The organism is Nitrospinota bacterium, from assembly GCA_029881495.1.
In the GTDB taxonomy this organism is placed as follows: Bacteria; Nitrospinota_A; UBA7883; order JACRGQ01; family JACRGQ01; genus JAOUMJ01.
In genome coordinates this window covers 1-12,502 of the sequence record JAOUMJ010000043.1, presented here as the reverse complement: position 1 = coordinate 12,502, position 12,502 = coordinate 1, and the positions used below count along the sequence as shown (strand labels likewise).

10 protein-coding genes are annotated in these 12,502 nt (G+C 46.7%); 6 read left to right on the top strand and 4 right to left on the bottom strand.

From position 1 onward, the window contains the following. Together OEY64_12665 and OEY64_12660 are read right to left on the bottom strand one after the other, a co-directional pair. A partial coding sequence (locus OEY64_12665; GenBank protein ID MDH5543800.1) for a hypothetical protein occupies positions 1-330 on the bottom strand: 330 nt, incomplete at its 3' end. A gap of 21 nt (positions 331-351) precedes the next feature. Next, positions 352-981 carry a hypothetical protein gene (locus OEY64_12660; protein ID MDH5543799.1) on the bottom strand — a complete coding sequence of 210 codons (630 nt, stop codon included), beginning with the start codon at positions 979-981 and terminating at the stop codon, positions 352-354. 1,029 nt (positions 982-2,010) lie between these two features. On the opposite strand from OEY64_12660, the gene OEY64_12655 reads away from it, so the two are divergent. The 6 genes from OEY64_12655 to larE all read left to right on the top strand — a co-directional run bounded on the left by OEY64_12655 (position 2,011) and on the right by larE (position 7,049). After that, positions 2,011-2,307, top strand: a complete 297-nt coding sequence (locus OEY64_12655; protein ID MDH5543798.1) for a hypothetical protein — start codon at positions 2,011-2,013, stop codon at positions 2,305-2,307. Between the two features lie 241 nt (positions 2,308-2,548). After that, entirely contained in the window at positions 2,549-3,487 is a 939-nt protein-coding gene (gene fabD, locus OEY64_12650) for an ACP S-malonyltransferase (protein ID MDH5543797.1), read from the top strand. Next, a complete protein-coding gene (gene fabG, locus OEY64_12645; GenBank protein ID MDH5543796.1) occupies positions 3,484-4,224 on the top strand; it encodes a 3-oxoacyl-[acyl-carrier-protein] reductase in 741 nt (246 codons plus the stop codon). The genes fabD and fabG overlap by 4 nt, the downstream gene beginning before the upstream one ends. Before the next feature lie 35 nt (positions 4,225-4,259). Continuing rightward, positions 4,260-5,306 (top strand): peptidylprolyl isomerase, encoded by a 1,047-nt coding sequence (locus OEY64_12640; GenBank protein ID MDH5543795.1) that lies wholly within the window; start codon positions 4,260-4,262, stop codon positions 5,304-5,306. A gap of 6 nt (positions 5,307-5,312) precedes the next feature. Continuing rightward, positions 5,313-6,239: a glycosyltransferase family 2 protein gene (locus OEY64_12635; GenBank protein MDH5543794.1), complete on the top strand. Its 927-nt coding sequence runs from the start codon at positions 5,313-5,315 to the stop codon at positions 6,237-6,239. Continuing rightward, entirely contained in the window at positions 6,240-7,049 is an 810-nt protein-coding gene (gene larE / locus OEY64_12630; protein MDH5543793.1) for an ATP-dependent sacrificial sulfur transferase LarE, read from the top strand. Between the two features lie 59 nt (positions 7,050-7,108). Here the strand turns inward: larE and OEY64_12625 are convergent, their stop codons facing one another. Further along, positions 7,109-11,983, bottom strand: coding sequence for an NAD-glutamate dehydrogenase (locus tag OEY64_12625; GenBank protein MDH5543792.1), 4,875 nt, complete (start codon positions 11,981-11,983; stop codon positions 7,109-7,111). Between the two features lie 244 nt (positions 11,984-12,227). Next, a partial coding sequence (locus OEY64_12620) for a class I SAM-dependent methyltransferase (GenBank protein MDH5543791.1) occupies positions 12,228-12,502 on the bottom strand: 275 nt, incomplete at its 5' end.

The following is a 12,502-nucleotide window of genomic DNA, read 5'->3' as shown; positions in this document are numbered from 1 at the left end:
AAGAGCCGACAGGGCCGAAACCGATTTCGATATCATGAGCGGCACGGCGTAACTCCTGTTCTTTCTCGGGTTTCGCTGGACAAAATAACAAAGGGCCGTAATAGTCATCATCATCGAGAAAGTAAGCGAAAGCCAGAAATTCCCGACCGGCTTCCCATCCTGCACATGTGTGGGATAAGGCAGGCCCCCAACCGCATCGGCAATAATATTAATTTCTTCCAATATCAAGATCGGTGCAAAGGCGAATGCGAAACCGACCAGAAAGTAAGTCCATCCCGACACCTGCATAAAAATCTTGAACTGTTTTTCCTCTTTCGTTATTGAATCCATTTTTACCACCCCTCTTTCACTTTAAAATGTACCTTTATTCAAATCTTCGGCCGCGATGTAGGATGATATCGAGTACTGCGCCATAATCTCCAGCGGCCAACACGATACAAGCAAAAAAAGAGGCGGATAATCAGGGTTATGGGTAAACGTCCAGATGCCGCTCCCCATAGAGCCTGCATATTCGGCGGGAAAACCGCCTATCAGTGCAGCTACCAAAATACCGGCAAATACTGGAAACTCCATTTTTAAAGACGCAAATAGGCAAACGGCAAACAGAAAGAGGTATAGAGCATAGAAAAGAAATCCCGCACCGGCCGCGTATTTTCCTAGCAAAAGTGGAATGAGTGCAAAAAGCAGTATGATAATCAGGGGGTGCACGTATCGAGGAGGGGAGAAATCAAGTTTCCTCAACCATGGTATGATTAACTTCGTTGCAACTGTATACACTGCTATTCCACCCATAACCCACATAAGCACTCCGAAGTTGATTAGCGCCTCGTTAGAATCGGGAGAAGTCCATATGTTACGACCGTGATACGTCCATAGGTTTGAGATTGTCCCTATACCTTCTTTTATGTATTCAATTATGAATATCGTTAGCATTAAGGAAGCATAGCGAAATGTTGAAATACTCAATGTCAGCCACGCCATCAGGCAAAACCCAATAGCCAGTGTCACAAAGAACATGATGGATATCATCGAAATAAATCCTTCGTAGTATGCCGTAAAAATCGATAGTGTCAAAAACAGGCAATACAATGTTAAGTTGCGACTCTTATCCCCCAAAAGATCCTCCTTTACTTTTTTCCACACTCCTTGCGGGTAAATTGGATAGGATGCAAAATGTTACAAGACGGTCATCCGAATGACCATCAAGCAACCAAGTTCACTCAAAATATGCAGTTTGTCACTCATCGAAAATACGGTGACACTCCCGCTTTCCCCCTTCTCAGTCTTTACTCGACGCCCAAATATTATCAAATGCGGTAACAATATACAATACGGTTCTGCATATTCTATCTTTTTCAACTTTTCTCGTTATGTAAATGTTCATCAATAGATTTGAGATTCGATTTTTTGAAAATTCCACTGTGATAGAAATTTTGGCAAGAAATAGAATTAATAGATTCATTGGAATTAATGGAATGGCTTTAATAGATTGAAAATCAAATAAGTATGGGAAAACAGCCATTATTCAGATCCTTATAGATTGTCTGAAAGAAAATTGCCAGGGTTGACGTCGGGAGTTCGAACCTCCTCTCCCGCTCCATTTTTTCATGTGATTGAACGGATGTGGATAGCGCGGCGGTACTGCCAGATCATTTCTGTGAAACCATCTCAATATTGAAATCTGAGGTTTTAATGATTTCTCGTCGAATCGCGGAAATAAAAGCGTATTGAGCGTCAATCCTTTAAAAAATCGCGGTGCTAATAGCAGAAATATTATAATTACTTACATTTTTTTATTTGAATTAGCCAATGAAAATGGTAGATTGTAACATATGAAGTGAATAGCCGAACTGCGTTGTAGCGATACGTTACAAACGGTGGCTTTGATATAGTGTTGACCGGTACGTAGATTTGTATTACTTTTTTATAGGCAGGGAAATTCTTTTGTTAACTTTTATGGGGCGCATATTCAATAGTTTCATTACGTTACTTCTGGTGTTTAGCTTTTTATTGATTCCAAATTTCGCGTGGAGCGAGGATGATGGCGGGATGTATGGAAAGCTGGAAATGGAATCGGAGTCTGCAACTAAAGGCGACAAGAGTGAAATTGCTGTCGTAAAAGAGAGTAACCAGGGAGTTCAAAAAAGAGAAGCAGGAAAAGAGAACCTCTCTGGGGAAAAAGTAAAAAAGAGTGATTCACTTCTAGGGGGCCTGATACAGCTTACCACCGCAATATTGGTCACAGTCGGCGGAGATTCCACCTCTACTAAAGCAAATACAGATACTTCCAGCAGCATGGAATATTAACTGTATCTCTTTTCCCCAAATCCATTTGGACGATATTCAGCGCTCATATCAAGAACAGAGCGCTTTTTGAAAACGACGGTTATCACCAATCGAATAGTGTCAGGCAGGGTTTACAGAAAAGATCCCTTTTCAAAATATAATTCTACGCAGACTGCTTAGAGGGTGGAATTTGCTGGATCAAATAAGATGAGGATGAGGTGTTGACACTTTTCCCGCAAGACTATAGATTGTCCATCTTATTATGAGTAACGGAAAAATAGCATTCGTATTTCCCGGCCAGGGGGCCCAGAAAATCGGTATGGGGAAGAACCTTGCCGAAACCTCCGCAGGCGCGGCGAATCTTATGAAGCGTGCCGATAATGCCCTGGGATTCAGTCTTTCCAGCCTCTGCTATAACGGGCCGGAAGAGGAGCTTTCCAAAACGGAGATTACCCAGCCTGCGCTATTTACCGCAGGCGCAATGGCGCTGGAGGCGTTCAGGGAGAAATGCGGGATAAAGCCCGATTTTGTTGCCGGACATTCCCTGGGGGAGTTTTCCGCGATTTATGCCGCAGGGGGCTATTCATTTGAGGATGGTCTCAGGATAGTCCGAAACAGGGGGCTATACATGTCCGACGCCTCTGGCGGGGTAATGGCGGCGGTATTGGGGCTAGATGTGGATTCAATAAAGACAGCGTGCGCTTCGGTTGCCAGTGGCGATGAGTTCATTCAGCCCGCCAATTATAATGGAGAGGGGCAGACCGTAATTGCAGGAACCCCTTCCGCACTTGAAGCGGTTACACCTCTGCTGAAGGAGAAGGGGGCCAAAAGGATCATACCTCTCAAGGTATCCGCCGCTTTTCATACTCCTTTCATGGCAGACGCTGAAAAAAGGCTCACTTCAGATCTGGCCGGAATAACTTTTCACGACCTCAATTCCTCACTCGTAAACAATGTTGACGCAAAGATAGTTTCAACTGCACGGGAAGCGCGAGACGGCTCAGGCAGGCAGGTCACGGGAGCGGTGAGATGGACCGAAATAATGCAGGTTTTGATAAATGAAGGGGTAAAAACCGTGGTAGAATTCGGGATTGGAAAAACCCTTGTCGGGATGTTGAAGAGGGAGGATAAAAGCCTCGTTCTTTGCAGCGTTGAGGATGCTGAAAGTCTTAAGGAAACTCTGGAGATTCTAGGTAGATGATAACAGGAAAGACCGCTTTGATAACTGGTGCCTCAAGAGGCATAGGGAGAGAGATAGCCGCGACTTTTGCCGAAGCGGGGGCGAACCTCTTCCTTGCGTACCAGTCGACGCCGATGGATGAGACTCTGAAACTTGTCGCAGAGAGAAAAAACGGATGCAAAGTTGAGACCTTCAAAGGGGATGTTTCCGATTCAGGAGTAGCTGATGCCGCTGTAAAGGAGTGTGTGGAGAAATTCGGAACCATCGACATACTTGTAAATAACGCGGGTGTTACGCGCGACGGACTTCTTATCAGGATGAAAGATTCCGACTGGGATGACGTGATCAACATCAACCTGAAAGGGGCCTTCAATCTGGTCAGGGCGGTATCGAAGATAATGTTGAAGAAACGAACGGGGAAAATAATCAATATAGGCTCCGTAGTAGGATCAATGGGAAACGCCGGGCAGGTAAACTATTCGGCTTCCAAAGCCGGCCTGGAAGGTTTGACAAAATCGGTAGCGCGGGAACTTGCCTCCCGCAATATACAGGCGAACCTTATAGCTCCCGGCTATATCAGCACGGACATGACGGACAAGCTGGATGACAAGGCAAGGGATGCGATACTTGGGGGGATCCCCGCGGGAAAGCTTGGGAAACCTGAAGATGTGGCGAAGGCAGCTCTGTTCCTCGCATCAGAAGCTTCTGATTATATAACTGGTAATGTACTGCATGTTAACGGCGGTATGTATATGTAGGCGTCCCCCCATCAGGGAATTTTTGGAGTAGATAGATGCAAAATAGGATATTGGTTGGAGTTCTCGCGGCACTGTTGCTGGTAGGTATGATATCGCTGGCTGTATATGATTATAAGCCTGCCGATGGGCAGAACGCTTCCTCGTCGCCCCACGGCGGCATGGGCGATGATGTCGACCCGCTAAAAGGGATGAAGTTCCCCGAAGTTATAGCCGTGGTGAACGGAACTGAAATACAGCGGAACAAGTTCATCGGCGCCTTGAGGGGCAATATTGAAATGATGAAGATGCAGGGCCAGCAATTGACCCCGGAAGCACTGGAGAAGGTTAAAAAAGACATCATAGAACACCTTGTAGGGAGCGAGATATTTTATCAGGAGGCTGTCGCCCAGAATATCGAGATAAGCAATGAAAAGCTAAACTCCGAATACGAGAGAATAGTGAAAAGGTATGAAGGTGACGAGGAATTCAAGAAAAGACTGAACGAGCAGGAGATCACGCTTGATAACCTGAAACATGAGTTGGAAAAAGGGTATATGATCACGCTTTTACTTGAAAAGGAGATATCCCCGAAGGTAAAGGTGGAAGAGATGGAAGCGATGAAGTATTACCAGCAGAATGTCGCTATGTTCAAATCTCCAGAAACCATCAGGGCAAGGCACATACTCCTGAAGCTTGAGCCGGACGCGCCGAAGGAAGCGGTTGAAAAGGCTGAAAAGGAGATGCAGGAGATAGTGGCAGAGGTAAAGAAGACAAAGAACTTTACTGAGGTGGCGAAAAAACGTTCACAGGGACCATCCGCGCCGGAAGGGGGCGACCTGGGATTCTTTCCAAGGGGGGCGATGGTAAAGGAGTTTGAGGACGCCGCGTTTTCACTAAGGCCGGGCCAGCCAGGGAAAGTGGTGCGAACCAGGTTCGGACTCCACTACATAGAGACAGTCGAAATGAAGCCGGCAAGCGTTGTTCCCTTTGCCGAGATGAAGAGCAAAATAATGTCGCAGTTGCAGATGATTGAAAGAGGAAAGAAGGTTCAGGAGTTCCTCACAGAGCTTAAGGACAAGGCAGAAATCAAAATGTTCCAATAGGGCGTCTTGCGACTCAGTATTGTAATCGTAAACTACAATGCCGGCGATTTGCTGGAAGCTTGCCTTGCGTCAATAGAGCAGAGGCTTGGGGAGGGCTCTTCCGCTATCGAGTACGAAACTATTGTTGTCGATAACGCTTCCAGCGACGGCTCCGAAAGGGCCGCAAGGATACGAAAAAATGTTCTCCTTGTAAGCAGTCAGACAAATGCAGGATTCGCCGCAGGATGTAACCTGGGGGCCGAAGTCTCCAAAGGGCGCTTTATCCTCTTCCTGAACCCGGATACAAAGATACTTTCGGAAGGCATGGAACGGCTGATTGATCGCTTTGAGTCTGGCAAGAATGAAGGGGCGCTTGGATGCCAGAATCTTCTCCCTGACGGAACTGTGCAGTCCACCGCGTATACATATCCGAATCTTGTAACTATGTTCTTTTTTGTTTTCAGAATGGGTGAATTGGCGAAGCGGCCCGCTGTAAAAAAAATATTTTCATTTTTCCTTGGAAATATCTTTGGGCAATTCAGTCAGCATGATAAAAGAACGGCGGTCGACTGGGTCACGGGCGCTTTCCTTATGATAAAGAGAGAGGCCTGGATGAAAACAGGCGCGTTTGACGAGCGCTTTTTCCTTTTTTGCGAAGAGATCGACCTCTGTAGAAGAGTAAAGAATGCCGGATACGAAGTGATTTTCGATCCTTCCTATGAGATAGAGCATTTTGTCGGCTTCAGTTCGCGGAAGGTGAAGCCGTTCGTTCTCAAGGAGAAGTTCAAGAGCTATCTTGCTTATTTCGAGAAACATCATTCAACATTTGACAACGTAATGCTCAAGCTTATGTTTTTTTTCGGAATCCGGTTCTGGATAATCATTTTCAAAATTGCGGGAAATGCGGAATCAGCATCCGCATATCGTGAATTGCGGGACGGTCTGGACATATAGATGGACAAGTACGAAAAACTTGAGGAGATACTTGACGGGATAGGGGACGCAGTTATTGCTTATTCCGGAGGGGTGGACAGCACACTCCTTCTCAAGGCCGCCTACGACAGGAGCCGAGAGAACGGAGCGAAGATCCTCGCGATTACGGCACGGTCGAGCACATATCCGGAATCGGAGTTCAATGCCGCGATAGATATTGCGCGGACGATAGGGGCTCCGTACCGTGTGATTGAATCGGGAGAACTTCAGATAGAAGGATTTGCGACAAATCCTCCGGACAGATGTTTTTACTGCAAGGGGGAGCTATTCGGCATTCTTGGAAAGATAGCGGAAGAAGATGGGTACAGCGTGGTGTGCGACGGTTCCAACGCCGACGACAACAGCGATTACCGTCCGGGGAGAAAAGCGGCAACGGAGAGAGGGGTTCGGTCGCCGCTGATGGAAGCTGGCATGACGAAGGACGATATAAGGTTCCACGCGAAGAGGCTCTCACTTCCGAACTGGGACAAGCCTGCCGCCGCCTGCCTTGCGTCGCGCTTTCCGTATGGAACATCAATTACAGATGAAAAACTGAAGCGGATAGAAAAGGCGGAAGAGACATTGAAGAGAGAAGGGTTCGGTCAGGTGCGTGTGCGCTATCACGAAGGGATTGCACGAATAGAAGTATCACCTGTCCGCATTACGGAACTGGCGTCGCATCCGGGCCTAAAGGATCTTGTCAGGGAGATAAAGTCGTTTGGGTTCGATTTCGTGGTGCTTGATTTGGAAGGGTATCGAACCGGCAGTTTCAATGAATTATTGAAGCGCTAAGCGGGGTATTGCTTCTATCATCGGGATCATCCTGAAAATCGGTCCGCTCTGGCAAAAGGTTAGAGCATGTCGGAGAGCTGGCGGACGAGTACGGCGATAGCAAGGAGGTTCCCTGGTGTTTCAGACTGTATCTTCGTCAAGGTAGTACGGTAGTTCGCGACCTGTTTTTCCCTCTCCATGATGTAGTTGCTGAATGCTTTTTCCATTGTTTCATCCTTCCGTTTGAACTCGAGGATTTTCAGGACAAGAGCCCCTTGGTATGACTCAAGCTCCCTCGCCAGATTTTCCACCGTTTTTTTCTCCCATACCGTTTCGGCGCGGTAGTTCTCGATAGCTTCGTATAGCCAGTCAAGCTGTAAATGGGAAGTAGCTAGGATGAAAAGATTTCCCGTTTCGATGAAATCGGCGTGTCGCTCTTCTTTTATGGATATGATCGATATTATGTCTTTCATGTATGGGAGTATGACGATTGTTTTTGCCAGGTCGGCAGGGATGTTCCTGGCTGAAAGCTCCTGCACTTTTTTATCGATGCACCCTTCTTCGAGAGAACATATGCTTTCGAGCTTGATAAAGAGGTTATCCCTGAATTTGTTAATGACGTCCTTGTACTGCCCGATAAAATCGAAATTCACCCTGTCGTATGCCATGTGCTTCAGCATCCATGAAACCGTTTTGGCGATAAGGTCCTCCATATCGAGATGGAGTTCCATCTGCAGGGAAGCCTCAACCTTGTTGTCGAGTTCGTGGACCTGTTTCCTGTATATGTCGGCTTCCAGAAGATTTTCCGCGATAAGGTAGGCTCTTAATATCTCCCACGGCTTGGCGTTTGTCGTCTCCTCAAGGTTATGAAGGAAAGTTATTCCGGCCTGGTTTACTATCCTGTTGCATATCATGGTGGCGATTATCTCTTTTCTCAGGCGATGCTGGGCGATATGCGGCTCATAATCGTGCCTTATTTGCGCCGGGAAATAGCCGAAAAGGTATCTTGCGGCAAACGCGGTATCAACTATAGGCGATTCGATTATCAGCTTTTTTATCCTTATCTTTTCATATCCGAATAGAACGGAAAGCACAGGCCTCGGCATATATCCCGGTTTTTTGGGATACCCGCGAAGAACATCTGTATCGGGGATCTTTTCATCTTCGCGGTCTATCAGCCCTTCCGAGGAAGTCTTGTCTATGTATTCGCAGAACAGATCGAACTTCTTTTCGCTCCGCTTTTTATCCAATGATATTCCATGGCTCTGGAGATAATTATCCTGAAGCACCATCTCTGCTACCTCCGGGCCGAGCTTAGTGAAAAGTGCGTCTCTTTCGATCCTGTCCTTCAGGTCCCCTTTCTCAAGGAGCTGTTCCAGAAGTATTTTCAGATTTACCTCATGGTCGCTCATGTCCACGCCGGCGGAGTTGTCCACCGAATCGGTATTTAAAATCCCGCCATTTTCAGCGTATTCAATGCGGGCTTTCTGGGTAAGGGAGAGATTCGCCCCCTCGCCTATAACGCGCGCCCTGATCTTTTGCGCGTTTATTCGTACGGAATCGTTTGCCTTGTCTCCTACGTCGGAAGACGATTCCGTGGTTGCGCGGAAGTATGTTCCTATTCCGCCGCTGTAAATAAGGTCGACAGGCATGGTTAGTATGGTGCGTATCAATTCCAGTCCGCTCATCTGATTTTTGCTCGTCCCGAGTTTTTCTTTCATCTCATCGGATATCGGAATAGATTTCGCTGTGCGGTCATAAACTCCGCCCCCTTTTGAGATTTTGCTTCTGTCGTAGTCTCCCCATGTGGTGCGCGGAGTTTCAAAAAGCCTCTGGCGCTCCTTGTAGGAGGTTTCCGGATCGGGATTGGGATCGATGAAAATGTGTATGTGGCTGAAAGCGGCGACAAGCTTGATCTTTTTTGACAGCAACATGCCGTTGCCGAAGACGTCGCCATCCATGCTCCCTATACCTACAACGGTTATGGATTCGTTCTGAATATCCGTTCCAAGTTCCCTGAAATGCCTTTTTATGCATTCCCACGCCCCTTTGGCGGTGATCCCGAATTTCTTGTGGTCGTATCCAATGGAACCTCCGGAAGCGAACGCATCCTTCAACCAGAACGAGAAATTTTCCGAAACCTCATTGGCGGCGTCGGACATCATGGCTGTCCCTTTATCGGCTGCCACAACCAGGTATGGATCCTCCGCATCGTGGCATTTTACATGGTCAGGCGGTACGGTTTTCCCCTCGACTATGTTGTCCGTAAGGTCAAGCAGACCCCTTATAAATGTCTGGTAATGTTTTTTAAATACAATTTCCTTCTCTTCGCGGGTTTCAAACTTGAATTTCTTGATTACGAATCCCCCCTTGGAGCCGGAAGGGACGATGATGGCGTTTTTGACCATTTGGGTTTTCATCAGTCCAAGCACTTCAGTTCGGAAATCATCCGGCCTGTCGCTCCATCTCAAACCTCCTCTCGCGACCTTTCCTCCGCGAAGGTGTACCCCTTCTACGAAAGGGGTATGTACATATATTTCCGCCATTGGCACAGGTTTCGGCATAATCGATATTCCTGAAGATTTTATCTTCATCGAAATGAAATGTTCTTCTTTCGGCTTGAAGAAGTTGGTACGGGTCGTATTTTCCATCACGTTCAGCAACAGCCTGAGAATGCTGTCTTCGCTCAGGTCGGTGACTTTTTCAAGCTCACCCATGTACTGGCCTTTCAGTCTTTCAAGTTTCGAAATGTCCCCTTTTTTAAGATCAAACCTCTCTTCAAAGTAGTTCACAGCAAGTTTAGTGATGTGAGAGTATTTGACGATGACCTGCGTGACGGAGTGAGGATTTACCAGCGGGTTGATCTGGAGGATGAAATTCTGGTATGCACGAACTATGTCGACCTGCATCCAGGAAAGTCCCGCGGAAAGCACAAGCTTGTTCAGCGGACAGTCTTCCACTTTTTTGGCGATAACATGCTGTATCGTTTCTATGAGCTCCGGTTTGAGAGAGATTATTTTCTTAATTTCCTCCTCGGAATCCTCGATCATAAGAAGCTGCGCGTAAAGCCTGTTCTCCTCTGTGGCGACAAGAGGTATGGCTATCTCCTCTTTTACGTTAATCCCCAGATTCGAGAATGTGGGGATAAGTTTCATGAGGTTCAGCTCCTTGTTCCAGAACAGCCGAAGAATGGCCGATGTTTTGCTGTTCATGGTGATGTCCATCTGTAAAGTCTCTGTCTTTTCCAATTCCTTGAGGAGGTAGAGGTCGTTAACCGCCTCCAGCGGTTTTACTGCCTGCTTGTAGATTTCCGGCAGTCGGGCAATAAATTTATTGTAGAGCTTGAACGCGTCGGGATCGCCGAACCTTTCCACCAGCCTGTGCAGAAGAAGATCTTCCCAACTGGTGATCAGGTCGCTTAATTCCGCTATCGCGTTTTTCAGGTCGATTTGGGGAACGCCGTTGGATCCGAGTGAAAAATAAAAGTAAAGAGAGCTTACAATGTCGGACTGTGAGGTCAGGCGATAGAGTATCTTCTGGTTGAACAGCGCGGAGAGGTATTCGCCGACCTTTTTGATGTTTCTAACGCTGTACTTTTTGGAAGAGAATACCAGTGTGGTGACGAAATATCCATAATCCCGGCTTTGACGCAGGATCATATGTATCTCGTTCTCGCTTCGGAGCCGTGTTGCCACGCTCATTAGAAGTCCGAGGCTTTCCCTGTCGATGTAGAAAAGCTCCTTTTTGGGGAGCTGCTGGAAAAACGAATAAAGTTCCCGGTGCAGATGGGATTTCGGGCGCACCTTTTCGGTTTCCAGAACGCGGGTCAATTTTTTCCTGAGGAGCGGGATATCGGTCGATTTTGTCATAAGGCCGCCGCGGGAGAATCTCCCAAGGAGTATCGAAACGGTCATTCTCGATTTGTTTTCGTTGTATTGGCGAATCAATATCGCATCGACAGGTTCGGAATGGTAGATGATCCTGGGCGAGTTGGAAAGGAAATCCAAAACCATCATGTATGGTCTATCCTCGGATTTGGTGATCTTTTGTTTTAACTCTTCAAGAATTCCGGGATAGACGGCATTCATTATATGGTGATCCCGGAATACCCCGAATCTTTTCTCCTCAATTTCCGCCAGGCGGTGTGATTTTTTATCGATGGTCAGTTCGAAGCACCCCATTCCCATGAAGATGAAGTTTGCAGGGACAAGCCACTGGATGAATTCGGCAGTCTCTTTAGCGTCATTCACGTCGTGCTTGTCGTTTGAAAGATCATCTTTGATAGAAGTGCACGACTTGACCATATTGTCAAAATCGGCAACCGCCAGGAAGAGTGATTTCAGTGTTGCTTGGAGTTCGTCCTTGAGTGTTTTTATGGTGTTGGGGTTGACTATTTTCGATATGCGGAATTTTATGAATACTTCTTTGGGGCCTTCTTCATCCTGCCGAAGTATCTCTTTTATTTTGCCATTTTCGCGTTTGATAGTGACAACTCTCAGGATGGCGGTGATCAGCTGGTGCCGTGAGAGGTTTATGTAGCCGTTGAGGTTTTCAAAGATGAAAGGGGAATCTACAGTATGTATTAAAATTTCCGTATAGGCCATTTTCGTGCTGGAGTTGTTTAGCATCTCCTTTTTAGGCTGTTCCACACCAATAAGCATTCCGGGAAGCTGAAGAGAATCGACAGAGGTAACTTCAAGGTCTGTCATGAAGAAATCGAAATACTGTTTCATTTTTGTATAGTGCATGGCAGGCGTCATGCTTTGGATTACCGTGTCGGAATATGATTCAAAAATGATAATGGAAAAACTCTTGAAAAGGTCGATGTTCTCTCCATCGTAGAGCTTTTCCATTTCCGGCCAAAGCGCATTGAAATCCCTGGTTCTGGAATCGCTGTCTACGAGAGACGGAGGATAGTGCGCCATGAGCTTTTCAGGCGAGATTTTTTGTGCCATCGCGTCAGGTATTCTCCCACTTTTTATTTATCATCATACATGATTATATGGAATCCACAAAGATGAGGCGAACAATGTTGTTTCCCATATCATGCCTATTTTATTGGAATCTTTTTGGCTGATTACAGAACTCTTTTCATGGGATTAATTTCAGGTATGACAGCATGATGAAGATGAAATCAAGTCATCTCTGCGCCACAAAAGGAGAGCGGATTAAGAACTGGGGGATATTAAAAGGAGGTGGCTATTTTTTACGCACGGCTATGGAAGCGTAGCAACTTTTCAGAACCTCGAATTTCCCGTTTAAAAGGGTATTGTGAATTGCCACATCGACGCCAGCCAATCCCCCCTCGGGAAGGTTGCAGTAGTCATGGGCGATGATTACCCCCCCCCTCTTGACGATCGAACCCCACGATGTGAGGTCGAAAGTTACCCCTTCATAGCTGTGATCCCCGTCGATAAAAAGAAAGTCCACCCCCTTGCCGCCGGATATGGATTCCCAGTTCTTAAAGGCTTCAC